Below are 23,047 nucleotides of genomic sequence, written 5' to 3'. Positions count from 1 at the left end.
CTTAACTGATGACTTTGAAGGTTGCGCTGCTCGGCTGTGGAAACGTTGGATCGCAGGTAGCGCGCATCCTGCTCGACGAGTCGGAGGAGCTCGCGGCGCGCATCGGCGTGCCGCTCGAGCTGACCGGCATCGCCGTGCGGAATGTCGATGCGCCGCGTGAGGGCGACCTGCCGCGAGAACTGTTCACCACCGACGCGGAAGCCCTGGTCGACGGCGCGGACGTCGTCGTCGAGCTGATGGGCGGGCTGGAGCCGGCGGGCTCGATGATCCTGCGCGCGCTGGGCAACGGCGCGTCGGTCGTCACCGGCAACAAGGCGCTGCTCGCCGCGCGCCTGCCGGAGCTGACGAAGGCCGCCCGCGACGGCGGTGCCGAGCTGCTCTACGAGGCGGCGGTCGCGGGCGCGATCCCGATCCTGCGCCCGATCCGCGAGTCGCTCGCCGGCGACCACATCACCAAGGTCCTCGGCATCGTCAACGGGACGACGAACTTCATCCTGGACGCGATGGACACCCACGGCTCCCAGTTCGACGCCGTCCTCGCCGAGGCCCAGCAGCTCGGCTACGCGGAAGCCGATCCGACGGCCGACGTCGCAGGGCACGACGCCGCGTCGAAGGCCGCGCTGCTCGCCTCGCTCGCGTTCCACACGACGTTCGACCTCGAGAACGTCTACTGCGAGGGCATCACCGGGATCTCCGCCGACGACGTCGCCGGGGCCGCCGAGGCCGGCATGGTCATCAAGCTGCTCGCCATCGCGGAGCGCACCACCGACACCGCAGGCAACGAGGGCGTCAACGTGCGCGTCCACCCGACGCTGCTCTCCCGCGAGCACCCGCTGGCGGCCGTGCGGGGCGCCTTCAACGCGGTCTTCGTCGAAGCGGAGAACGCCGGCGAGCTCATGTTCTACGGCCAGGGAGCGGGCGGCGCGCCGACCGCGTCGGCCGTGATGGGCGACGTCGTCTCCATCGCCCGCGGCCTGTCCACCGGAGCCGGCGGCGGAAGCGAGGCGCAGCCGCGTCCGACGCGCGCCCTCGGCATCGAGGAGTCGACGACGCGCTACAGCATCAGTCTCGAGGTCACCGACGAGACGGGCGTGCTGGCCGAGATCGCCGGCATCTTCGCCCGTCACGGCGTCTCCATCGAGACCATGCGCCAGACCATCTCCGCCGACGACAACGGCGGGCAGGCGCGCCTGCGGATCATCACCCATGAGGGCCGCGAGGCCGCGCTGGCCTCCACCGTGGCCGAAATCGAACAGTTGGCCGTCGTCGAGGCGGTCTCCTCCGTTGTGCGAGTCGAAGGAAAGTAAATGGCACATCAGTGGCGCGGCGTCATCCGCGAATACGCCGACCGTCTCCCGGTCACCGAATCCACCCGCGTCATCACGCTGGGCGAGGGCGGCACGCCGCTCGTGTACGCGCCGGCGCTGTCCGAGCACACGGGCAACGAGGTCTACCTCAAGGTCGAGGGGATGAACCCGACCGGCTCCTTCAAGGACCGCGGCATGACGATGGCCATCACTGCAGCCGTCGAAGCCGGGGCCAAGGCCGTGGTCTGCGCGTCGACCGGCAACACGTCGGCGTCCGCCGCGGCCTACGCGGCACAGGCCGGCCTCACCTGCGCGGTGCTGGTGCCGGACGGCAAGATCGCCATGGGCAAGCTGAGCCAGGCCATCGCCCACGGCGCCGAGCTGCTCCAGGTGGACGGCAACTTCGACAACTGCCTCGACGTCGCCCGCAAGCTCAGCGAGTCGTACCCCGTGTTCCTCGTCAACTCGGTCAACCCGGCGCGCATCGAGGGCCAGAAGACCGGTGCGTTCGAGGTCGTCGACTTCCTCGGCGACGCCCCCGACTTCCACATGCTGCCCGTCGGCAACGCCGGCAACATCACGGCGTACTGGAGGGGCTACCGGGAGTACGCCGCCCCCTACACGAACACCGCCGGCGAGGAACTGGCCCCGGTCTCGACCAAGACCCCGATCATGTGGGGTTTCCAGGCAGAAGGGGCGTCCCCGATCGTCAAGGGCTACCCGATCACGGAGCCGGAGACGGTCGCGACGGCCATCCGCATCGGCAACCCCGCCTCGTGGCAGCTGGCCGAGGAAGCGCGCGACGAGTCGGGCGGCATGATCGACTCGGTCACCGACGAGGAGATTCTGCTGGCGCACCGCTGGCTCTCCTCGAAGGAGGGCGTCTTCGTCGAGCCGGCGTCCGCCGCCGGCGTCGCCGGTCTCCTCAAGCACCACGCCGAGGGGAACGCGCCCCAGGGCAAGAAGATCGTCATCACCGTCACCGGCCACGGCCTGAAGGACCCGCAGTGGGCGCTGAAGGGCGCGGACGGGGCCGAGGCCGAGCCGACCAAGGTGCCGTTCGACGTCGTCGCCGTGGCTGACGCGCTCGGCCTGAACTGACCGCCGTGGAAGAAAACGCGACACCCGTGGACCGGCAGTCCACCGGCCTCGACCACCGCATCGCCGCCGGCCAGCGGGTGACGGTCACCGTCCCCGCGACGAGCGCGAACCTCGGTCCGGGGTTCGACTGCATGGGGCTGGCCCTGGGACTGCAGGACACGCTGGTCGTCAGAACTTCGGACCAGCCGGGAGCCCGCGTGAGCGTCTCGGGGGAGGGGGCCGCCGACCTGCCGACGGATGAGTCGCACCTGGTGGCCCGCACCATCCTTGACCGCTGGCGCGAGCTCGGCGTCGAAGCAGCCGGGCTCGAACTGGAGGCGACCAACCGCATCCCGCACGGGCGCGGGCTCGGCTCGTCGGCCGCGGCAATCGTCTCCGCACTTGCTGCCGCGGACGCGCTGCTGCCGGCAGAAGCGGCTGCGAAGGCAGGCGGCCGAGACGGCCTCTTCGAGGCCGCCGCGCTTCTCGAGGGCCACCCCGACAACGTGGCTCCGGCCGTCTACGGCGGGCTGACGCTCTCGTACGAGACGGCGCAGGCCACGCTGATCGACGGCGGCGAACCGCACCGCCCGTCCACCATGCACACGGTGGCCCTGGCCCTGCACCAGGACATCGTTCCTGTGGTGGCCATCCCGGACGTCGAGCTCTCGACGAAGGCCGCCCGCGGACTGCTCCCGCAGACGGTGCCGCACGCGCACGCTTCGGCCAACGCGGCGCGCGCAGGACTGCTCGTCACTGCGCTGACCCGTGAACCGTCGCTCCTGCACATCGGCACGGAGGACTTCCTGCACCAGAGCTACCGGTTCGCCGCGATGGAGGAGTCCGCCGGCCTGATCCGTTCACTGCGTGCGCAGGGCTACGCCGCCGTCGTCTCCGGGGCCGGACCGACTGTGCTCATTCTCGCCCACGGCAGCGAGCAGGCGGGTTCCATCGCGGAGGCCATCGAACGCGGCGTGGATGAATTCGGGCCGTGGCGCGTTGAAATTCCGGGCCTCGACGTATCTGGTGCTATGGTGGAACTGCACTAGATGCCAGATGATGCTGGCCCTGCCCCGGTATTGGATCGTTCATTGATCCCCCGTGGCCTGGTGCGACTCTCACCGCGTCACCCACCACTTCACGATCATCGACTGTGCAGTGGTGCTGGCCGGATCACCGTGAGTCATCAGCGCCACTGAAGGCGTGTTCTCGACAAAAGTCGACTGGCGTATCTGAAGCGTCGCCGACGAGAAAACATTTCGCGGGCCCATCTACTACGGCCCGCCCGACGAGGGAGAAGGAACCTTCGTGACAGAAACCACTAGCCTTGAATCAGGCGTGGACACCAAGACATCTGCCCCACAGAGTGCCGGCCTGGCCGGCTTGAAACTCGCGCAGCTCCAGGCCCTGGCTTCCCAGCTGGGAATCACCGGCGGGTCCCGCATGCGCAAGTCCGATCTGGTGGAGGCGATCTCCAAGCACCAGCGCGGCGGCTCCGTAGCCGACCGCTCTACCGTCAAGGCGGCGCCGAAGAAGGACGCCGCAGCCGAGAAGCCCGCCGCCGAGGCGGGCGAGGCGCCAGCCGAGGCACCGAAGAAGAAGCGGGCCTCCCGCTCCAACGCCGCCAAGCAGGACGCCGGGGAGGCTCCCGCGGAGAACAAGCAGGACGCCCCGGCCGAAGAAGGCGCCGATGCTCCGGCACGCACACGTGGCCGCCGCGGCTCCCGCCGGGCGACCGACGCCAGCGTCGAGACCAAGAGCGATTCCGAGGCCGTTGAGAAGCCGGCCGAGGGGAAGCAAGCCGACGACTCGTCGTCCGACAACGAGTCCGAGGGCCGCGGGCGCAACCGTTCCCGTCGCGGCGGTCGCCGCAACGAGGAAGCCGAGCAGAACGCCGAGAACGAGGGCGGGCAGTCCGAGCAGAACCAGGACGAACAGTCCGAGCAGGGCGACGGCGACAAGCAGGAGCGCCAGGGTCGCAACCGCCGCGGCCGCAACCGCCGCGGCAACCAGAACGACGACGGACAGCAGTCCGGCGACAACGACGCCTCGGAGAAGCGGGAGAACTCGAACCGCGACTCCAACCGGGATGCGAACCGCGACTCGAACAGGGACGCGAACCGCGATTCCAACCGCGACGACAACGACGACCGCGGCGGGCGCAACCGTCGCGACCGCGACCGCAACCGCCGCGACCGCGACCGTGATCGCGACAAGGACCGCGGCCGCAACCGCAACGAGCGCCGTCGCGGCCGTGGACGCAACCAGCCCGAGGTCGACGAGACCGAGCTGAGCGAAGACGACGTGCTGCTGCCCGTGGCCGGAATCCTGGACGTGCTCGAGAACTACGCCTTCGTGCGCACCTCGGGGTACCTGCCGGGACCCAACGACGTCTACCTGTCCCTGAACCAGGTGAAGAAGTACAACCTGCGCAAGGGCGACGCCGTCGTCGGCGCCATCCGCGCCCCGCGCGACGGCGAGAAGTCCGGCGACAGCGGCCGCCAGAAGTACAACGCGCTGGTGAAGCTGACCAGCGTCAACGGGAAGGCGCAGGAGGAGAACAAGAACCGCGTCGAGTTCAGCAAGCTCGTGCCGCTCTACCCGCAGGACCGCCTGCGCCTCGAGACCGAGCCCAAGAAGATCGGCCCGCGTGTGATCGACCTCGTGGCGCCGATCGGCAAGGGCCAGCGCGGCCTGATCGTCTCCCCGCCGAAGGCCGGCAAGACGCTCATCCTGCAGTCGATCGCCAACGCGATCACGCTGAACAACCCGGAAGTTCACCTCATGATGGTGCTCGTGGACGAACGTCCCGAGGAAGTCACCGACATGCAGCGCACGGTCAAGGGCGAGGTCATCGCCTCGACGTTCGACCGTCCGGCAGACGACCACACGACCGTGGCCGAGCTGGCCATCGAGCGCGCCAAACGCCTGGTGGAGATGGGCATGGACGTCGTCGTGCTGCTGGACTCGATGACCCGGCTGGGCCGTGCGTACAACCTGGCGGCACCGGCGTCGGGCCGCATCCTCTCCGGCGGCGTGGACTCGTCCGCGCTGTACCCGCCGAAGCGCTTCTTCGGCGCCGCCCGCAACATCGAGAACGGCGGCTCGCTGACCATCCTGGCCACCGCGCTGGTCGAGACCGGATCCAAGATGGACGAGGTCATCTTCGAGGAGTTCAAGGGCACCGGCAACATGGAGCTCCGCCTGTCCCGCAAGCTCGCGGACAAGCGCATCTTCCCGGCCGTCGACGTCAACGAGTCCGGCACGCGTCGCGAGGAGAACCTGCTGTCGCAGGACGAGGTCAAGATCATGTGGCGCCTGCGCCGCGTGCTCTCCGGTCTCGACACGCAGCAGGCGCTCGAGGTGCTGACGACCAAGATCCGCGACACGCAGTCGAACGCGGAGTTCCTGATGACGGTCTCCAAGACCACGCTGGGATCCAAGTCGGACGACTAGCTGCCTGAAACGCCCGGGGCCGGTCCCGTCCACAGCATCGCTGTCGGACGGGGACGGCCCCGGGCGTTCTGCGATTAACCGGACCCGCGGGCGCGGGGCCGGGCCAGACTGAATACACTGAGACAGAATGCGGGCGCGATCGGCGCCTCGCCTCGGGCTATCGGAAAGAAGTGAGCGATGTTTGAGTCCGTCCAGGGACTGCTAGACGAATACGAGGAGCTGCAGCGAGAGCTCTCCGACCCGGCCGTGTACGCGGACCAGGCGCGGGCGCGCAAACTGGGGCGCCGCAGTGCGCAGCTGGGCGGCATCGTCGAAGCTCACAAGCGCTGGAAGCAGACGACCGAGGACCTCGAGGCGGCGCGGACCATGGCCGACGAGGATCCCGAGTTCGCCGCCGAGGCGAAGGAGCTCGAGGCAGCGCTGCCGGCGGCCGAGGAGAAACTGCGCCGTCTGCTCATCCCGCGCGACGAGAACGATGCGCGCGACGTCATCCTCGAGGTCAAGGGCGGCGAGGGCGGCGACGAGGCGGCACTGTTCGCCGGGGACCTGCTGCGCATGTACACGCGCTACGCGGAGTCGAAGGGCTGGAGGACCGAGCTCATCTCCTACACCGAATCGGATCTCGGCGGCTACAAGGACGCGCAGATGGCGATCAAGGGGTCGTCGAACGACCCCGCCGAGGGCGTCTACGCGCACCTGAAGTTCGAAGGGGGCGTGCACCGGGTGCAGCGCGTGCCGGTCACCGAGTCCCAGGGCCGAATCCACACGTCGGCCGCGGGCGTCCTGGTCCTCCCGGAGGTCGACGAGCCCGAGGAGATCGACATCCACCAGAACGATCTCAAGATCGACGTCTACCGTTCGTCCGGCCCGGGCGGCCAGTCCGTCAACACGACCGACTCGGCCGTGCGCATCACCCACCTGCCGACGGGCATCGTGGTCGCCATGCAGAACGAGAAGTCGCAGATCCAGAACCGCGAAGCGGCCATGCGGGTGCTCCGCTCACGCCTGCTGGCCCACCAGCAGCAGCAGATCGACGCCGAGAACTCGGCCGTGCGCGCCTCGCAGATCCGCACGATGGACCGGTCCGAGCGGATCCGGACCTACAACTACCCCGAGAACCGCATCGCGGACCACCGCACGGGGTACAAGGCGTACAACCTCGACCACGTGCTCAACGGCGACTTGAATCCCGTCATCACCTCCTGCATCGAGATGGACGAGGCCGAGCGCCTCGCCGCCCTCGGCGAGAACAAAGAGAAGTAGGGGCGTGGGTACGACGGCGGAGCTCTCCGCCGCACTGCACGCCGCCACCGCGCGCCTGGCCGCGGCCGGAGTGCCGAGTCCCCGCGTCGACGCCGAGCTGCTGGCCGCGCACCTGCTCGACGTCAGCCGCGGTCGGGTCGGCGCGATGGCCCTCGCCGGTGCCGACGCTCCAGCGGGGCTCGACGAACTCGTGGCAGAACGCGCCCGGCGCGCCCCCCTGCAGCACCTCACAGGCGTCGCGCACTTCCGCCACCTGGATCTCAAGGTGGGGCCCGGGGTCTTCGTGCCCCGCCCCGAGACCGAGACGCTGGCGCAGCTCGGGATCGACGCGGCGCGGGCTGCGGTGGCCGCATCCGGCACGGCCACCGTCGTCGACCTGGGGACCGGTTCGGGCGCAGTCGCCGCAGCGATCGCGTCCGAGGTCCCCGGCACCACCGTGTACGCGGTCGAGCTCAGCGAGCACGCAGCCGCGTGGGCGGAGCGCAATCTCTCGCCCCTCGGCGTCGAACTGCGGGTCGGCGACCTGCGCGACGCGTTCGCCGACCTGGACGGCCGCGTCGACGTCGTCGTGTCCAATCCCCCCTACATCCCGGCCGGAGCCGTGCCCAACGAACCCGAAGTGCGCGACCACGACCCGGAGCTCGCCCTCTACGGCGGGGGAGCGGACGGGATGGAACTGCCCCGTGCCGTCGAGTCGACCGCCCGGCGGCTGCTGGTCCCCGGCGGATACGCCGCGATCGAGCATGCCGAAGTGCAGGAGCGGGCCATGCGGGCCCTCTTCGAGCAGGCGGGCGGGTGGGGCGACGTCGCCGGTCACCTGGACCTGACGGAACGGGCGCGCTGCACCTCCGCGCGGCTGTCCGGCTAGATCCCCGCCGGTGGCTTCCGGCGATTACTGCGACCTACATGGAAGAATGACACCCGTGACATCACGTTTTGACTGCCAGGATGCTGTGGACCGCGAAGCGGGCCTCGAGGCCGCGCGCACGGTCCTCGCGGAGAAGCAGTGCATCGTCCTCCCGACCGACACCGTGTACGGAATCGGCGCCGATGCCTTCTCCCCGCAGGCCGTGGCCACACTGCTGGCCGCCAAGGGCCGCGGGCGGTCCATGCCGCCCCCCGTGCTGATTCCCCGTCCCGAAACGCTCGACGGGCTGGCCGCGACCGTTCCCGACGGCGCCCGTGCGCTGGCCGAACGGTTCTGGCCCGGCGCGCTGACGCTGATCCTGCAGGCCCAGCCATCGCTGACGTGGGACCTGGGCGAGACCAGGGGGACGGTCGCGCTGCGGATGCCGGACGACGACGTCGCCCTGGAACTGCTCCGCCACACGGGGCCGTTGGCCGTGTCGTCCGCGAACCGCTCCGGGCAGCCCGCGGCGACGAACGCGGACGACGCCGAGGATCAGCTCGGCGAGGCCGTCGCGGTGTACCTCTCCGACGGGGCCCGCCCCCGGGACGGCGACGCGCTCCCGTCGACGATCGTCGACTTCACCTCCCGCACGCCGCGAGTCGTGCGGCAGGGGGCCATCGCCCTCGAGGTCCTGCGCGAGGAGGTTCCCGCACTGCTCGGCGAAGGCGAGTCCGCCGAACCATCCGAGTCGCCGGATTCGGCGGAGACCGCGGCCCCCGAAACCGAGCAGTCCTAGCCGTCGATGCGCCTGTACCTGCTCCTCATCGCCCTCACCTTCGCGACGTCGTTCCTTCTGACGCCACTGGTGCGCCGTATCGGACTGAAGGTCGGGCCGGCGGAGCTCCGGGACCGCGACGTCCATACCGCCCCCATCCCGAAGCTCGGGGGAGTGGCGATGATCATCGCCGTGCTGCTGGGCGTGGCCGTCGCGTCGAGACTGGACTTCCTGTCCGGCTCCTTCCGCGATCCGGGCCCTGCGCTCGGCGTTCTCACCGGTGCGCTGCTGGCCCTGGCCATCGGCGTCGTCGACGACGTGTGGGATCTCAGGTGGTACTACAAACTTGCAGGTCAAACACTGATCGGGACGGTCATCGCTTTCAGCGGCGTCCGTCTCGAGGCGATGCCCGTCGGCTGGATCGGCATCCCGTCGGAACCGGTGCAGATCCTGTTGACCGTCTTCCTCATCGTGCTGACGATGAACGCCATCAATTTCGTGGACGGACTCGACGGGCTGGCGGCGGGGGTGGCCGCCATCGGAGCGACCGCGTTCTTCGTCTACTGCTACTGGCTCGCCCGCACCATCAGCCAGTACGACAACTCGAATTTCTCCGCGATGCTGATGGCCATCCTGCTGGGTGCCTGCCTCGGCTTCCTCCCGCACAATTTCAACCCCGCGAAGATCTTCATGGGCGAATCCGGCGTCATGATCATCGGGCTCCTGATGTCCGTCGCCGCGATCATGGTCACCGGCGACGTCGGAGCCCAGGAGGGGTACCGGTTCCGCAACATCCCGGCGTACATGCCGATCATCCTGCCCGTCGCGGTGATCCTGCTGCCACTGCTCGACCTCGCGCTGGCGGTCATCCGACGCACCGCCAACGGCCGGTCACCGTTTTCAGCCGACCGGGGGCACCTGCACCACATCCTGGTCGACGGCGGCTACACCCAGCGGCAGGCCGTGCTCGTCCTGTACCTGTGGTCCGGGATCGTGGCCTTCGGATCCGTCGCGTTCATCTTCAAGGAGTTCGACTGGCGCATCATCGTCGGCATCAACCTGCTGGCGGCCCTCGGTGCGGCCCTGCTGACGATGTGGCCGTGGCTTCGACGGAGCCTCGCCGCGTGGAAACGAAAGCGCGGCGCGTAGCGAACATCTCTCTACGTCATGTAGAATTTACGACGGTGTCCTTCGTGGACACGTTCACTCATTCCGCCAGCACAGCATCGACGGGACCAACATGAGCTCCAGCACCACAGGCGCGGCGCAGCCTCAGCGCGCTTCGGGGGAGACCCCGAACCCGTGGCTCCGCCTGTTGTGCTCCTGCAGTCTGGTCTCACTGGTCCTCGCGGCTGCAGGATCTGCCGCTGGGGGAGCCGTCTCCGGTCTCGCGGCCGCCGCCAGCGTGGCGGCCGCCGTCGCGCTCGTCGTCGTCTTCTTCGGGATCACCCTGCTGATCGGCCACGTCGTCGGTCTGCGGAATCCGCGTGCAGCGCTCGGCGCCTTCATGTTCGGCTATGTCGTCAAAGTCGTCGGTTTCGGCGCGGTGGTCTTCCTGCTGGGGACGCCGGCCTGGGTCGACGCGGCCTGGTTCATCGGCGCCTCCGTCGGAACGGTCATCGCCTGGCAGGCGACCGAGATGATCGTCTTCTCGCGGCTTCGCTTCCAGCTGTACGACGACGGGGCCCCGGACGCGGACTCCCAGGAGCGGGGTGCCCGTGAAGCAGCATGATCCCGTTTACCGCGAGCCGACCAACGGCTCCTGGACCCGCGAGTTCATCAACTACATCGTAGGCGGGATGATCGTCTTCGGTTTGATAGGCTGGGGTTTGGATTTCCTCTTGCCAACTCGCTGGATCTGGCTTGTCGGGGTCTTCATAGGCGCTATCGCGGGTGGCCTTCTAGCCAACGCCCACCGAAATGCTTATCGGCGGCGCCAGAGTGAATGAACACCGGGCAACAGGCCCACATAACAAGAGACTTATGGAACACCGCCCTGAGCGGAAGACCTACATGCCCAAAGACGGACACTGCAGAGAGGAAACGCGTTGATCCCGCTTGCGCTTCCGGCGGCCACCAATGAATCCGAGGGATTCATTGCCCCGACGATTGATGACTTGCACCTTCCGGAGATTCTTCCGTGGGGAGCACACTACGGCGAGGGCTTCGGCAAGCAGATGCTGCTGGTGCTGCTCTCCGTCGCGCTGATCTCCTGGTTCCTGGTCGCGGCCTCACGCCGCCGCCAGATGGTCCCGGGAAAGTTCCAGTTCCTCGGTGAGTACAGCTACAACTTCGTCCGCAACAGCGTCGGCAAGGATCTGATCGGCGAAAAGGACTTCCGTCCATTCGTTCCCGTTCTGGTGTCACTGTTCTTCTTCATCCTGGTGAACAACCTGTTCGGCTCGATTCCGTTCCTGCAGCTGCCGACCACGTCGCACGTGGGCACGGCCTACGCGCTGGCCGGCTTCGTGTACATCATGTGGATCGTCCTCGGCATCCGGACCCACGGCATCGGCTACTTCAAGGTCGCGGTCGTGCCCTCGGGTGTGCCGAAGGCCTTCATCGTCCCGGTGGTCATCATCGAGATCGTCTCGACGTTCCTGGTCCGCCCGCTGACGCACTCGTTGCGACTCTTCGCGACGATGCTCGCCGGCCACATGATCATCGCCCTGGCGGCGTCGGGCTCGGCCTTCCTGCTGACCCAGACCTCGGGTGCCATGCCGGTACTCGGCGTGTTGACCATGGCCGGCGGCGTCGGCATGTACCTGTTCGAGATCTTCATCCAGGTTCTGCAGGCCTACGTCTTCGTGCTGCTGACCGCGGTCTACATCCAGGGCTCGATCTCCGAGGCCCACTAAATAGCTGTCCCCCTTCGCGGGGGTCGACATTAACGCAACCAATCTGCCTGATCGGAAGAACCGTGATGGCATCGTGAAAGGAAAACAATGGAAATCTCCGGCAACCTGAATGCGATCGGTTACGGCCTCTCCGCCATCGGCGGCGGTATCGGCGTTGGACTCGTCTTCGCCGCGTTCATCAACGGCGTCGCCCGTCAGCCGGAAGCCCAGCGCGTTCTGCAGCCGCTGGCCTTCATGGGCTTGGCGTTCACTGAAGCGCTCGCCATCCTCGGCCTCGTGTTCGCCTTCGTCTGGAACTGATCTCGGGCTGAACATGCCCAGATCAATCCATACGCTCTTCAGAAAGACGGGTGAAAGATGAACGAGGCAGTTATTCTCGCTGCTGAGGGTGCAAACCCACTGGTTCCTAACTGGTGGGAGATCCTTGTCACGGTCCTGGGCTTCGCGGTACTGCTCTTCATTGTGACCAAGTTCGTTGTTCCTGCGTTTGAAAAGACGTACGAAGAGCGTTCGCTGGCCATCGAGGGCGGAATCGCGAAGGCGGAGGCCGCCCAAGCCGAAGCCAACGCAGCTCTTGAGGAATACAAGAAGCAGCTCGTCGACGCACGGACCGAGGCCAACCGGATTCGCGAGGAGGCTCGCGCCGAGGGCGCGCAGATCCTCGCCGAACTGAAGGAGAAGGCCGCTTCGGAGTCGGCGCGCATCACCGAGCAGGCCCATGTGCAGATCGAAGCGGAGCGCACCGCCGCAGTCGCTTCCCTGCGCAACGAGGTCGGCACGCTGGCCACCGAACTCGCCGGAAAGGTCGTGGGCGAGTCCCTGGCCGACGACGAGCGCTCGGCTCGCGTGGTCGACCGGTTCCTGGCTGATCTCGACTCCCAGCAGAGTGCAGGTGCATCGAACTAATGGCAGGCGTATCGAGCGAGTCATTGGCAGCGGCTCAGGAGCAGTTGGAACCCCGGCTCGCAACAGCAGAGCTGTCGCTGGCCGAGGAGCTCTTTGTCACCCTGGGCCTGCTGGACGGCAACGCCGGCCTGCGCCGCGCCCTGACTGATCCTGCACGCGAAGGTAAGGACAAGGCCGCATTGCTGTCGCGGCTGGTCACGGGCAAGGTCTCCGCTGCTGCGGAGGCCACCGCGGCCGACCTCGCCGCTGCGCGCTGGCGCTCGGCACGCGACATCGGGGACGCGCTGGAAACTCTGGCCGCAACGACCGCAGTTGCTGTGGCTGAACGCCAGGGCGGTTCGGCGGGCTTGGATGCTCTTGAAGGACAGCTCTTCAAGTTCACCCAGGTCGTCGGTTCGAGCCACGAGTTGCAGCGCGCGCTGGACGAGCCGCAGGCCGACGCCGATGCCAAGGCATCGCTGGCCTTCAAGCTTGTTCCAGAGGCAGGTGAGCCGGCCAGGCTCCTGATCCGCCAGGCCGTCGTGGCCCCGCGCGGGTTGAAGCCGGTCGAACTGGTGGGCCGCTTCATTGAACTGGTTGCCAAACGGCAGCAGCGGTGGATTGCGCACGTCAGCGTCACCCGTCCGCTGACGGGAGAGCAGTCCAACCGACTGCAGACCGGTCTCAACAACCTCTACGGCCGTGAGCTGAATCTCAATGTCAGCGTGGAACCGGAACTCATCGGCGGCATCCGTGTGGCTGTCGGCGACGAGATCCTGGACGCATCCACGGTCGCGCGCCTCAGCGAGCTGCGCCGCAGGCTGGTCGGCTGAGAGCCTCGCGCTTCTCAGCTGCCGCATCACAGACTGAATCAAACATTAGGTCATCGACTGAAGATCGACACGATGACAGAGACACAGGAGAGCAGGGACTGCAGATGGCCGAATTGACCATCAACGCCGATGACGTCCGCAATGCCTTGACCGATTTCGCGTCGTCCTACGAACCGGGCACCGCAGATCGCGTCGAGGTTGGCCGCGTCACCACGGCAAGTGACGGCATCGCCAAGGTGGAGGGTCTTCCCTCCGTCATGGCAAACGAACTTCTCGAATTCGACAACGGCGTTCTGGGCCTCGCCCAGAACCTCGACACCCGCGAGATCGGCGTCGTCATTCTCGGCGACTTCACGGGCATCGAGGAAGGCCAGGAAGTCAAGCGCACCGGACAGATCCTGTCCGTCCCGGTGGGCGACAAGTTCCTGGGCCGCGTCGTGGACCCGCTGGGCGCCCCGATCGACGACCTGGGCGAGATCGAAGCCGAGGGCCGTCGCGCCCTCGAGCTCCAGGCCCCGGGCGTCACGCAGCGCAAGTCGGTGCACGAGCCGCTGCAGACGGGCATCAAGGCCATCGACGCCATGATCCCGATCGGCCGCGGACAGCGTCAGCTGATCATCGGCGACCGCCAGACCGGCAAGACCGCCATCGCCGTCGACGCCATCCTGAACCAGAAGGAGAACTGGGCCTCGGGCGACGTCACCAAGCAGGTGCGCTGCATCTACGTGGCCGTCGGGCAGAAGGCGTCGACCATCGCCGCCGTCCGCCAGACTCTCGAGGACCAGGGCGCGATGGAGTACACGACGATCGTCGCCTCCCCGGCGTCCGATCCCGCGGGCTTCAAGTACCTCGCTCCCTACGCCGGTTCGGCCATCGGCCAGCACTGGATGTACGGCGGCAAGCACGTCCTGGTGATCTTCGACGACCTCTCGAAGCAGGCCGAGGCCTACCGCGCCGTGTCCCTGCTCCTGCGCCGTCCGCCGGGACGCGAGGCATACCCGGGCGACGTGTTCTACCTGCACTCCCGCCTCCTCGAGCGTTGTGCGAAGCTCTCCGACGAGCTCGGCGCGGGTTCGATGACCGGTCTGCCGATCATCGAGACCAAGGCGAACGACGTGTCGGCCTACATCCCGACCAACGTCATCTCGATCACCGACGGTCAGATCTTCCTGCAGTCGGACCTCTTCAACGCCAACCAGCGCCCGGCCGTCGACGTGGGCATCTCGGTGTCCCGTGTCGGTGGTGCCGCTCAGGTGAAGTCGATGAAGAAGGTCTCCGGCACGCTCAAGCTCGAGCTCGCCCAGTTCCGCGACATGCAGGCATTCGCCATGTTCGCCTCCGATCTGGACGCCGCGTCGAAGCAGCAGCTGACGCGTGGTGCGCGCCTGATGGAGCTGCTCAAGCAGGGCCAGTACCAGCCGTTCCCCGTCGAAGAGCAGGTCGTCTCCGTCTGGGCCGGCACCAACGGCCACTTGGACGACGTCCCGGTCGAGGACGTTCGCCGCTTCGAGAGCGAGTTCCTCGAGTACCTGCGCCACCGCACGCAGATCCTCACGACGCTGGCTGAGACCGGCAAGATCGAAGACTCCACGGTCGAGGCCCTGAACGCGGCTGTCGCCGACTTCAAGCCCGGGTTCTTCGGCGAGGGCGACGACAAGTTCGTCGGCCCCGGCCACGAAGAGCACGACGCCATCGGAGAAGACGCCGTCGACCAGGAACAGATCGTCAAGCAGAAGCGCTGACACCGTCCGCGGAACGGGTGGGCGAACTGAACTTCGCCCGCCCGAACCGAGGAACAGGAAAGGAAAAACATGGGAGCCCAGATTCGGGTCTACCGCCAGAAGATCGCATCGACGCAGTCGATGGGCAAGATTTTCAAGGCGATGGAACTGATCGCCACTTCCCGTATCGGCAAGGCACGCAGTCGTATGACCGCCTCCCTGCCGTACGCGAATGCGATCACCCGTGCTGTTTCTGCCGCCGCGTCCCAGTCCGAGGTGGACCACCCGCTGACGACCGAACCCGAGCAGGTTCGTCGTTCCGCGGTTCTGATCCTCTCTTCGGACCGTGGTCTCGCCGGAGCCTACTCCGCCAGCGTCCTGAAGCAGGCCGAGGGGCTTACCGAACTCCTCCGTGACGAAGGCAAAGAGGTCAAGTACTACCTGGTGGGCCGCAAGGCCCTGGCGTACTACGACTTCCGCGGACGCGAGTACGCCAAGGTGTGGACCGGGGGCACGGACAACCCGGATTTCGAAACCGCACGTGAGATCGGTGCAACGCTGCTAGAGGACTTCGCCACCGACTTTGCGGAGGGCGGTGTGGACGAGATCCACGTCGTCTACACGCGATTCCAGTCGATGGTCGTCCAGGAGCCCGTTGTCACCCGTCTGCTGCCGCTCGAGGTGGTGGAGGGGGACGCACCGGCCGACAGCTCGGAGTTGCTGCCGCTGTACGAGTACGAGCCCGAGCCAGAAGAGGTGCTCGACGCCTTGCTGCCGCGCTACATCGAGTCCCGGATCTTCGCCGCCATGCTCCAGGCGGCGGCTTCCGAGCTCGCCGCACGTCAGCGCGCGATGAAGGCCGCCGGTGACAACGCCACCGAGCTTGTGAAGAAGTACACGCGACTTCGCAACAATGCACGCCAGGCGGAGATCACGCAGGAGCTGACCGAGATCGTGGGCGGTGCGGACGCACTGAACGCGTCCTAGCCAGCCGATTCAACACGTTATCCACGCGATACACTCAAGCGAAGTGAGAGACATGACTGCCCAACTGAACGAGCAGGGAACCGCCGCCGCGGGTGCCGGGGCCACCGGCCGCATCGCGCGCGTCATCGGTCCGGTCGTCGACGTCGAATTCCCGGCCGACGCCCTTCCCGCAATCTACAACGCACTGACCGCCCAGGTCACCCTCAACGGTGTGACCCGGACGCTGACCTTCGAGACCAGCCAGCACCTCGGGGACAACCTTGTCCGCGCGATCTCGCTGCAGGCCACCGACGGCGTCGTCCGCGGCACTGTCGTGACCGACCTCGATTCGCCGATCACCGTTCCGGTGGGCGATGGCGTCAAGGGCCACATCTTCAACGTCCTCGGCGAGCCGCTGGACGTCGAGGCCTCGGAGATCCAGGCCAGCGACCGCTGGTCCATCCACCGCCCGGCCCCGAAGTTCGCCGACCTCGAGGGCGCGACCGAGATGCTGGAGACCGGCATCAAGTCGATCGACCTTCTGACCCCCTACATCAAGGGTGGAAAGATCGGCCTCTTCGGCGGCGCCGGCGTCGGCAAGACGGTTCTGATCCAGGAGATGATCACCCGTGTGGCCCGCAACTTCGGCGGCACCTCGGTGTTCGCCGGTGTTGGCGAGCGCACCCGCGAGGGCAACGACCTCTGGGTCGAGATGGGCGAGGCCAACGTCCTCAAGGACACCGCGCTGGTCTTCGGCCAGATGGACGAGCCGCCGGGAACGCGTCTGCGCGTGGCGCTCTCGGCCCTGACCATGGCGGAGTACTTCCGCGATGTGCAGAACCAGGACGTGCTCCTCTTCATCGACAACATCTTCCGCTTCACGCAGGCCGGCTCCGAGGTCTCCACGCTGCTGGGCCGCATGCCGTCCGCAGTGGGCTACCAGCCGAACCTCGCTGACGAGATGGGTCTGCTCCAGGAGCGCATCACGTCGACGAAGGGCCACTCGATCACGTCGATGCAGGCCATCTACGTGCCGGCCGATGACTACACCGACCCGGCTCCGGCGACGACCTTCGCGCACCTCGATGCGACCACCGAGCTCTCGCGTGCGATCGCCTCGCGTGGTCTGTACCCGGCCATCGATCCGCTGACCTCGACGTCGCGCATCCTCGACCCGCAGTACGTCGGCCAGACGCACTACGACGTCGCAGTCCGCGTCAAGCAGATCCTGCAGAAGAACAAGGAACTGCAGGACATCATCGCGATCCTCGGTGTCGACGAGCTCTCCGAGGAGGACAAGGTCACGGTCGCCCGTGCCCGTCGCATCGAGCAGTTCCTGTCGCAGAACACCTACACCGCCAAGCAGTTCACCGGTGTCGACGGCTCGACCGTGTCCCTCAAGGACACGATCGAGGGCTTCCAGGCCATCTGCGATGGCGAGATGGACCACATCTCGGAGCAGGCCTTCTACAACGTCGGCGGTCTGGATGACGTCGAGCGCCAGTGGGCCGAGATCCAGGAATCGACCAAGTAGCCATGGCTGAACTGGACGTTGAGATTGTCGCGGCGGACCATTTCGTGTGGTCCGGTGCCGCGACCCTGGTGAAAGCGCGCACGAGCAACGGTGACATCGGCGTGCTGCCGGGCCACACGCCCGTGCTCGCGGTCATGGAACCTGGCCAGCTGGAGATCACGCCCGTTTCGGGTTCGAAGGTCCTGGTCGATGCGGAGGGTGGTTTCTTCTCCGTCGACAAGGACCGGGTCGTGATCGTGGCAGACAACGCCAGGCTCCAGGACGCCGCTACGGCAGGGAACCGATAGTCCTACCTTGAGCGACGTCGGCATCCTACTCGTCATTGTGGCCATCATCGTGGTCGTGATGATGTGTGGTGCCTTCGGACTCCGCCGCTATCAGCTCCGCAGTGCCCTTGGCACTTTTGACGCCTCCGTCCGCCACGCCTCCGGGCGTTGGCGGGCGGGGGTTTGTCGTTATGCGGACCGGGAGCTCGAGTTCATGTCCCTGTTCTCACTCTCGCCGATCCCGCGGCACCGGTATCTGCGCAGTTCACTCCGACTCGACGGATGGCGCGAACCGCAGGGCCCGGACGCGAAGCGACTGCCCGCTGGGTGGGTTGTCGCATGTCTGCGGCACGAAGGTGAGGACATCGAGATGGCGATGAACTACGGGGCCTACACCGGACTGAGCTCATGGCTCGAGGCCGGCCCCGTGATCGGAGTCGGTACCTGGCGGTAGCAGGCCAGCTTTGCCGACTGATCGGCAGCAGCAGAAGAGGCGGGGGCCCAGACCTTCAAGGTCTGAGCCCCCGCCTCTTCTTTTGTGTACAGCGGTACTAGACCGCGGTCACACCGGTCGCCTGCGGGCCCTTGGCCCCCTGGCCCACCTCGAACTGAACGCGCTGGTTCTCTTCCAGCGTGCGGAAGCCCTGCGATTCGATTTCCGAGTAGTGGACGAAGACGTCGCTCTCGGCTCCATCGGGCGTGATGAAGCCGAAGCCCTTCTCCGCGTTGAACCATTTGACGGTTCCCTGAGCCATTCATTCCTCCTGCTGAGTACTTCTCATGCCGAACATTTCACCAACGTGGCTGGGAGGCGAAATCATGGATCCTCCCGGAAGTGGACCCACGGTGATTCTCAACCGCAACCTGCTTTGCGGGTGCGGATATCACCAACACAAAGACCGAGTTCAGCATCACACATCCACGTGAGGTCGGCAATGGTTGCGGGCAACATTGCGTCGATTCAGGATCGTGTCGCTCCCACGGCCTGCCCCGAGCGGAATGCGGTGATCAGGCCCAGGTCCTGATCCGTGACGAGGATGTCGGCCCGGTACCCCGCGTGAAGTGCGCCGATCTCGTCCTCGAGTCCGAGGATGGCCGCCGGTACGGTGGTCGCCGCCGTCAGCGCGCGCTGCAGCGGCACGCCGGCTCCCACACAGGCTCTGACGCACGCGAGGAGGGTCGCACTCCCTCCGGCCAGCTGGCCGTTGTCGGTGCGCAGGACGGAGTTCTTCAGGCGGGCCTGCTGGCCGCCGAGCCGGTAGTCGCCGTCCGGCATGTCCGTTGCGGCCGTGGCGTCGGTGACCAGGGCGAGTGCCGTCGGTGGCAGCGTGGCGAAGAGCATGCGCAGTGTCTGCGGATGCAGGTGGTGGCCGTCGCCGATGATCTCGAGGACGGCGCGACCGAGGGCCGCGGCTTCGAGGCTGGCGCCGACGGGGCCGGGGGAGCGGTGGTGCCACGGGGGCATTCCGTTGAAGACGTGGGTGATGGTCGGAGTCTCCGTGTAGCCGTCGAAGCCCGCGGATTCCAACTCTTCGAGGACCAGTTCGAGGGAGGCGGTGGTCTGCTCCGCGGTGGCGCCCGTATGGCCCAGCGAAGGGATGACGCCGTGGGAGACGAGCTGTTCGACCAACCCGTCGGCGCCCGGGAGCTCGGGCGCGTAGGTCATCGTGCGCAGGGAGCCCTGGCAGGTGGCTACCAGTTCTTCGACGAAGTCCGGATCGGGATCGCGCAGGGCTGCCGCCGGCTGGGCTCCGTTCCGCGCCGCGGACAGGAAGGGACCCTCGGCATGGATGCCGGCGATCAGGCCTTCTGCGACGAGCGGGCTGAGCCGTTCGGCTGCCGCGAGCATCTCGTCTTCGGCCGCGGCCATCAGCGAGGCGAGGAGCGTTGTCGTCCCCGCGTTGTAGTGACGGGTCAGCGACTCCCGGAGTTCCACGTCGTCTGCGGTCGAGAAGTCGACGCCGAACCCGCCGTGGCAGTGCAGGTCGATGAGACCCGGAATGAGCAGTGCATCGTCGTCGAGCGGGATCCCGGCGTAGGACCCGGCGTCATCGCGTTCGGCGAAGACCGCGGCGGGCCCGGCGAATTCGATGCGGTCGCCATCGACGGCGACGATTGCATCGGGGAGCTGCTCGCCTTCGGTGACGAGTGTCCCGGCCACGGCGAACCGTTGGCCCGGAGCGCTGTCCATCGGTGGAAGAGGGGCGGAGTTCTCGTCTTTGCCGGCCATGGACCCATCCTAGGCGGTGGGAACGGAGACTAGAACAGGCGCGATGCCGAGTCGTCGACGCCGCGCATGGCGTCGTAGTCGAGGACGCGGCATTCGATGCCCCGGTCCTCTGCCAGAGTCCTCGCCTGGGGCTTGATCTGCTGCGCAGCGAAGACGCCGCGGACGGGAGTCAGGAGCGGGTCCCGGTTCATCAGCTCGAGGTAGCGCGTGAGCTGTTCGACGCCGTCGATATCGCCGCGCCGTTTGAGTTCGACCGCCACGGTCTGGCCAGCGGCGTCGCGCGCGAGGATGTCGACCGGGCCGATGGCGGTCATGTATTCGCGGCGTACCAGGGTGAAGCCGGTGCCGAGTACCTCGATCTGCTCGGCGAGGAGCCGCTGCAGGTCGGACTCGACGCCGTCCTTGATGAGGCCGGGGTCGATGCCGAGCTCGTGGCTCGAGTCGTGGAGTGTCTCGTAGATGCGGACGATGAGTCGGTCGTCGCTCTTCTGGTGCGCCACGTGCCAGACGGCCTCCACGCCCGCCTCGCGGTCGACACCGTCCGGGGCGGCGTCGCGCATGACCGCGGGCGGCGTCATCCAGTTCAACGGCTTGTAGGAGCCGCCGTCGGAGTGGACCAGGACGGAACCGTCGGCCTTGACCATGAGCAGGCGGGTGGCGAGCGGAAGGTGCGCACGGAGGCGACCTTCGTAGTCCACGGAGCAACGAGCAATAACTAAACGCACAAGAGTCCACTCTAGCGACTCGGGCCGTCGCGGTTTAACTCATGTTGCCGCGAACGGCAGAATGGACACATGCCTCGTTCGAATCGTCCCCGCAGAGTCACCGGCGGCAAACGCCGCAACAAGTGGGCGGAGGCCGGAGGCGGTCCCCAGGTCGAACGGCTCGGTTTCGCAGCCCCTTCGCTCGAATCCGGCCGTGACGGCCAGTGGCACGTCCGCCGAATTTCCGGTGCGCGGGCGGAGAAGCACTATGTCTGCCCGGGCTGTCATCTTGAGATTCCGCCGGGCGTGGAGCACGTGGTTGCCTGGCGCGCGGATGACTGGGCGGGCGATGAAGTGTCGGCTGCAGCCCGCCGGCACTGGCATTCTCACTGCTGGAGGACGAGAATCGGCAAGTGAGGCGACGACGCGGAAGGGGACCATCGAGTGGGACGAAGATCACTGGCAGGAATGTCTTCAGTTCGGGAACCCCGAAGAGTAACCGATTCGTTATCATTGGAGGTGTCGCCACGGGTGAAGTCTGCCCTCGGGCCGATGCCGATTCTGTTCCCATCCGATAGGTGAGTAAGTACGTGCGAATCTTGACAGCCATCGTGGCCATAGTCCTCGGTGCCGCAGCGCTCGTCGCCGGCATCGGCCAGAAAACCTTCTGGGCGCCGTCGGAGACGCTGACCGCAGCGATCCCCGGCTCCGTCGAAGAAGCACCGTTGACAGTCATCGAGTCCGGCGTCGACGAAGTCAACGACGAGCCCATCGAGATCACGGTCAAAGGTGACGGCGAGTTCCTGCTGGCACTGGGCCGCAGCTCCGATGTCGACGCCTGGGTGGGTGATGCTTCGGTGAACCGCGTCACGGAGGTCGACGCCGAGGAGCGTGTGCTCAAGACCGTGCACGAGGGCAGCGAGGACGTGGTGCCGAACCCGAAGGGCTCCGATCTGTGGGTCGCAGAGGACACCGTCGAGGGTGAAACGGTCTACACATGGACCGAACCCGCCGAGGGCGACTGGTCGCTTCTCTTGGCCGCGGACGGTACGGAACCGGCGCCGACCGACATCAGCGTGGAGTGGCCCAACACGGCCACGACGCCGTTCTCGCTGGGCCTGATCATCGTCGGCGCGCTGCTTGTGCTCTTCGGCCTGCTTCGCCTGCTCTGGCCCTCGAAGCAGGGCGGTTCGGGAGCCGGTGCAGCGGACGACAGCACCCGCGAGGTGCCCGAGGTCGACGGAAAGAACGGCCATGGGAGTGTCGCCAAGCGGCTCACCGCTGCGGTCGCGACGGTTGCGCTGACGTTCTCCGGCGCGACGGCGGCGCAGGCGGCGGAGTCCGAGTCGGCCGAACCGACTTCCAGCGAGTCGTCCCCATCGCCGGCGGAGGAGCAAGCAGATGATGCTCCGGCCCATCCGGTACTGATGGAGTCCCAATTGGAACGCATCCTGGCCGATGTTGAGCGGGTGGTCGGCGCCGCTGATGAGAGTCTCGACCGCAAGGGCCTTCGGGAGAGGATGACGGGTGATGCTTTGTCGCGTCGGTCGGCGAATTTCGGACTGCGTCATTCCGGCGTCGAGATGGAGGCGCCCGAGCCAATCGATGGAGGCAATATCCGTTCCGCCGCGGTGCCGTCGGAGGCCGGGTGGCCGAGGCAGATCGTCGTTGTCACCCAGTCGGACGGCCCCGTGCCGCTCGTGAACACTCTTCAGCAGCTCAGTCCCCGGGACAACTACAAAGTGGTCAGCAGTGTGAGCATGCTCCCCGCTTCCAGCTTCCCCGGGCTCTCACCGAAGGATGACCGCGTTCGGATGCTCGAGCCAGGCGCTGGTGACGGGCTGAGCGAAAGCCCCGAGAAAGCTCTGGACAATTTGGCAGCGTTCCTGAACGAGGACTCCGAGGAGGGGCAGGAGCGATTCGAGGAGAATACTTTCATCGACGCGCTTCACGGCAAGCAGAATGAGTTGAAAGACGCCAACGAGGATTTCGGGGCTGTATCGTTTGAGCGCTCGGTCAACAAAGAGGAGACCGTCGCGCTCTCGGTTCCCGATGCCGGCGCCGTCGTCGTCGGTTCGATCACATCCACGGTGACCGTCGAACCGAAGGAGGAGGGCGGGACGATCGCCTGGGGAGACGAGGATCCAATGGCGCCTGCCTACGCTAAGATCACCGGAGTCGATGAGACGTCCGGTCCGGTCGATTTCACGTATTCGGAACCGGTGGTTCTCTACGTCCCGGCCTCGGGCGAAGAAGGTAAGATTCGCGTGATAGCAGCGCAGTCGATGTTTGAAGACGTAACGATCGAAGAGTAAGGAA

Annotated in this window: 24 protein-coding genes; 21 read left to right on the top strand and 3 right to left on the bottom strand. The window is 66.8% G+C overall.

The annotated features are described in order from the left end of the window. Nucleotides 1-8: 8 nt before the first annotated feature. The 19 genes from IE069_RS10320 to IE069_RS10230 all read left to right on the top strand — a co-directional run bounded on the left by IE069_RS10320 (nucleotide 9) and on the right by IE069_RS10230 (nucleotide 18,248). Entirely contained in the window at nucleotides 9-1,307 is a 1,299-nt protein-coding gene (locus tag IE069_RS10320; RefSeq protein ID WP_189350204.1) for a homoserine dehydrogenase, read from the top strand. Beyond that, complete coding sequence (gene thrC, locus IE069_RS10315; protein ID WP_189350202.1) at nucleotides 1,308-2,408, top strand: threonine synthase; 1,101 nt, start codon at nucleotides 1,308-1,310, stop codon at nucleotides 2,406-2,408. A gap of 5 nt (nucleotides 2,409-2,413) precedes the next feature. Next, nucleotides 2,414-3,436, top strand: coding sequence for a homoserine kinase (thrB, locus tag IE069_RS10310; RefSeq protein WP_229791080.1), 1,023 nt, complete (start codon nucleotides 2,414-2,416; stop codon nucleotides 3,434-3,436). Between the two features lie 259 nt (nucleotides 3,437-3,695). After that, on the top strand, nucleotides 3,696-5,843 hold the full coding sequence (gene rho, locus IE069_RS10305; protein ID WP_189350200.1) for a transcription termination factor Rho: 2,148 nt from the start codon (nucleotides 3,696-3,698) through the stop codon (nucleotides 5,841-5,843). 177 nt (nucleotides 5,844-6,020) lie between these two features. Next, a complete protein-coding gene (prfA, locus tag IE069_RS10300) occupies nucleotides 6,021-7,106 on the top strand; it encodes a peptide chain release factor 1 (protein ID WP_189350198.1) in 1,086 nt (361 codons plus the stop codon). Between the two features lie 4 nt (nucleotides 7,107-7,110). After that, nucleotides 7,111-7,974, top strand: coding sequence for a peptide chain release factor N(5)-glutamine methyltransferase (gene prmC, locus IE069_RS10295; RefSeq protein ID WP_229791079.1), 864 nt, complete (start codon nucleotides 7,111-7,113; stop codon nucleotides 7,972-7,974). A gap of 55 nt (nucleotides 7,975-8,029) precedes the next feature. Next, nucleotides 8,030-8,752 carry an L-threonylcarbamoyladenylate synthase gene (locus IE069_RS10290; RefSeq protein WP_373287811.1) on the top strand — a complete coding sequence of 241 codons (723 nt, stop codon included), beginning with the start codon at nucleotides 8,030-8,032 and terminating at the stop codon, nucleotides 8,750-8,752. Between the two features lie 6 nt (nucleotides 8,753-8,758). Next, nucleotides 8,759-9,880, top strand: coding sequence for an MraY family glycosyltransferase (locus IE069_RS10285; protein ID WP_189350194.1), 1,122 nt, complete (start codon nucleotides 8,759-8,761; stop codon nucleotides 9,878-9,880). A 91-nt stretch (nucleotides 9,881-9,971) separates the two neighbouring features. Then, nucleotides 9,972-10,463, top strand: a complete 492-nt coding sequence (locus IE069_RS10280; RefSeq protein ID WP_189350192.1) for a hypothetical protein — start codon at nucleotides 9,972-9,974, stop codon at nucleotides 10,461-10,463. Further along, nucleotides 10,450-10,680: an AtpZ/AtpI family protein gene (locus IE069_RS10275; protein WP_189350189.1), complete on the top strand. Its 231-nt coding sequence runs from the start codon at nucleotides 10,450-10,452 to the stop codon at nucleotides 10,678-10,680. The genes IE069_RS10280 and IE069_RS10275 overlap by 14 nt, the downstream gene beginning before the upstream one ends. Nucleotides 10,681-10,779: 99 nt before the next feature. Next, nucleotides 10,780-11,589, top strand: coding sequence for a F0F1 ATP synthase subunit A (gene atpB / locus IE069_RS10270; protein WP_189350187.1), 810 nt, complete (start codon nucleotides 10,780-10,782; stop codon nucleotides 11,587-11,589). An 87-nt stretch (nucleotides 11,590-11,676) separates the two neighbouring features. Continuing rightward, on the top strand, nucleotides 11,677-11,889 hold the full coding sequence (gene atpE, locus IE069_RS10265; protein WP_102159851.1) for an ATP synthase F0 subunit C: 213 nt from the start codon (nucleotides 11,677-11,679) through the stop codon (nucleotides 11,887-11,889). Between the two features lie 57 nt (nucleotides 11,890-11,946). After that, complete coding sequence (locus IE069_RS10260; RefSeq protein WP_189350185.1) at nucleotides 11,947-12,495, top strand: F0F1 ATP synthase subunit B; 549 nt, start codon at nucleotides 11,947-11,949, stop codon at nucleotides 12,493-12,495. Further along, a complete protein-coding gene (locus IE069_RS10255) occupies nucleotides 12,495-13,307 on the top strand; it encodes a F0F1 ATP synthase subunit delta (protein ID WP_189350183.1) in 813 nt (270 codons plus the stop codon). The genes IE069_RS10260 and IE069_RS10255 overlap by 1 nt, the downstream gene beginning before the upstream one ends. Nucleotides 13,308-13,411: 104 nt before the next feature. After that, nucleotides 13,412-15,049, top strand: coding sequence for a F0F1 ATP synthase subunit alpha (atpA, locus tag IE069_RS10250; protein WP_189350181.1), 1,638 nt, complete (start codon nucleotides 13,412-13,414; stop codon nucleotides 15,047-15,049). A 69-nt stretch (nucleotides 15,050-15,118) separates the two neighbouring features. Further along, nucleotides 15,119-16,015, top strand: coding sequence for a F0F1 ATP synthase subunit gamma (locus IE069_RS10245; protein ID WP_189350179.1), 897 nt, complete (start codon nucleotides 15,119-15,121; stop codon nucleotides 16,013-16,015). Nucleotides 16,016-16,067: 52 nt separating this feature from the next. Next, entirely contained in the window at nucleotides 16,068-17,528 is a 1,461-nt protein-coding gene (atpD, locus tag IE069_RS10240; RefSeq protein WP_189350177.1) for a F0F1 ATP synthase subunit beta, read from the top strand. A 2-nt stretch (nucleotides 17,529-17,530) separates the two neighbouring features. Next, nucleotides 17,531-17,815, top strand: coding sequence for a F0F1 ATP synthase subunit epsilon (locus IE069_RS10235; protein WP_189350175.1), 285 nt, complete (start codon nucleotides 17,531-17,533; stop codon nucleotides 17,813-17,815). A 58-nt stretch (nucleotides 17,816-17,873) separates the two neighbouring features. Next, nucleotides 17,874-18,248 carry a DUF2550 domain-containing protein gene (locus IE069_RS10230; RefSeq protein WP_189350375.1) on the top strand — a complete coding sequence of 125 codons (375 nt, stop codon included), beginning with the start codon at nucleotides 17,874-17,876 and terminating at the stop codon, nucleotides 18,246-18,248. Nucleotides 18,249-18,345: 97 nt separating this feature from the next. On the opposite strand, the gene IE069_RS10225 is transcribed toward IE069_RS10230, so the two are convergent. The 3 genes from IE069_RS10225 to nucS all read right to left on the bottom strand — a co-directional run bounded on the left by IE069_RS10225 (nucleotide 18,346) and on the right by nucS (nucleotide 20,749). Further along, nucleotides 18,346-18,549, bottom strand: coding sequence for a cold-shock protein (locus IE069_RS10225; protein ID WP_189350173.1), 204 nt, complete (start codon nucleotides 18,547-18,549; stop codon nucleotides 18,346-18,348). Nucleotides 18,550-18,755: 206 nt separating this feature from the next. Further along, entirely contained in the window at nucleotides 18,756-20,024 is a 1,269-nt protein-coding gene (locus IE069_RS10220; protein WP_229791077.1) for an N-acetylglucosamine-6-phosphate deacetylase, read from the bottom strand. A gap of 29 nt (nucleotides 20,025-20,053) precedes the next feature. After that, nucleotides 20,054-20,749 (bottom strand): endonuclease NucS, encoded by a 696-nt coding sequence (gene nucS, locus IE069_RS10215; RefSeq protein WP_189350171.1) that lies wholly within the window; start codon nucleotides 20,747-20,749, stop codon nucleotides 20,054-20,056. A 69-nt stretch (nucleotides 20,750-20,818) separates the two neighbouring features. On the opposite strand from nucS, the gene IE069_RS15815 reads away from it, so the two are divergent. Together IE069_RS15815 and IE069_RS10210 are read left to right on the top strand one after the other, a co-directional pair. Continuing rightward, a complete protein-coding gene (locus IE069_RS15815) occupies nucleotides 20,819-21,145 on the top strand; it encodes an Rv1322 family protein (RefSeq protein WP_506016868.1) in 327 nt (108 codons plus the stop codon). 161 nt (nucleotides 21,146-21,306) lie between these two features. Then, nucleotides 21,307-23,043: a hypothetical protein gene (locus IE069_RS10210; protein ID WP_189350169.1), complete on the top strand. Its 1,737-nt coding sequence runs from the start codon at nucleotides 21,307-21,309 to the stop codon at nucleotides 23,041-23,043. The last annotated feature ends 4 nt before the right edge of the window (nucleotides 23,044-23,047 follow it).

It is taken from the genome of Zhihengliuella salsuginis, from assembly GCF_014651715.1.
Classification (GTDB): domain Bacteria; phylum Actinomycetota; class Actinomycetes; order Actinomycetales; family Micrococcaceae; genus Zhihengliuella; species Zhihengliuella salsuginis.
The sequence above is the reverse complement of the archived record's forward strand: the minus strand, read 5'-3'. Positions and strand labels throughout refer to the sequence as shown.

Excerpts from the sequence above, each read along its gene's own strand:
- IE069_RS10285 (WP_189350194.1), top strand. The coding sequence starts at position 8,759 with ATGCGCCTGTACCTGCTCCTCATCGCCCTCACCTTCGCGACGTCGTTC.
- IE069_RS10255 (WP_189350183.1), top strand. The coding sequence starts at position 12,495 with ATGGCAGGCGTATCGAGCGAGTCATTGGCAGCGGCTCAGGAGCAGTTG.
- IE069_RS10225 (WP_189350173.1), bottom strand. The coding sequence starts at position 18,549 with ATGGCTCAGGGAACCGTCAAATGGTTCAACGCGGAGAAGGGCTTCGGC.
- IE069_RS10230 (WP_189350375.1), top strand. The coding sequence starts at position 17,874 with ATGATGTGTGGTGCCTTCGGACTCCGCCGCTATCAGCTCCGCAGTGCC.
- IE069_RS15815 (WP_506016868.1), top strand. The coding sequence starts at position 20,819 with ATGCCTCGTTCGAATCGTCCCCGCAGAGTCACCGGCGGCAAACGCCGC.
- atpE (WP_102159851.1), top strand. The coding sequence starts at position 11,677 with ATGGAAATCTCCGGCAACCTGAATGCGATCGGTTACGGCCTCTCCGCC.
- IE069_RS10280 (WP_189350192.1), top strand. The coding sequence starts at position 9,972 with ATGAGCTCCAGCACCACAGGCGCGGCGCAGCCTCAGCGCGCTTCGGGG.
- atpA (WP_189350181.1), top strand. The coding sequence starts at position 13,412 with ATGGCCGAATTGACCATCAACGCCGATGACGTCCGCAATGCCTTGACC.
- atpD (WP_189350177.1), top strand. The coding sequence starts at position 16,068 with ATGACTGCCCAACTGAACGAGCAGGGAACCGCCGCCGCGGGTGCCGGG.
- IE069_RS10235 (WP_189350175.1), top strand. The coding sequence starts at position 17,531 with ATGGCTGAACTGGACGTTGAGATTGTCGCGGCGGACCATTTCGTGTGG.
- prfA (WP_189350198.1), top strand. The coding sequence starts at position 6,021 with ATGTTTGAGTCCGTCCAGGGACTGCTAGACGAATACGAGGAGCTGCAG.
- IE069_RS10220 (WP_229791077.1), bottom strand. The coding sequence starts at position 20,024 with ATGGCCGGCAAAGACGAGAACTCCGCCCCTCTTCCACCGATGGACAGC.
- IE069_RS10245 (WP_189350179.1), top strand. The coding sequence starts at position 15,119 with ATGGGAGCCCAGATTCGGGTCTACCGCCAGAAGATCGCATCGACGCAG.
- IE069_RS10320 (WP_189350204.1), top strand. The coding sequence starts at position 9 with ATGACTTTGAAGGTTGCGCTGCTCGGCTGTGGAAACGTTGGATCGCAG.
- thrC (WP_189350202.1), top strand. The coding sequence starts at position 1,308 with ATGGCACATCAGTGGCGCGGCGTCATCCGCGAATACGCCGACCGTCTC.
- IE069_RS10260 (WP_189350185.1), top strand. The coding sequence starts at position 11,947 with ATGAACGAGGCAGTTATTCTCGCTGCTGAGGGTGCAAACCCACTGGTT.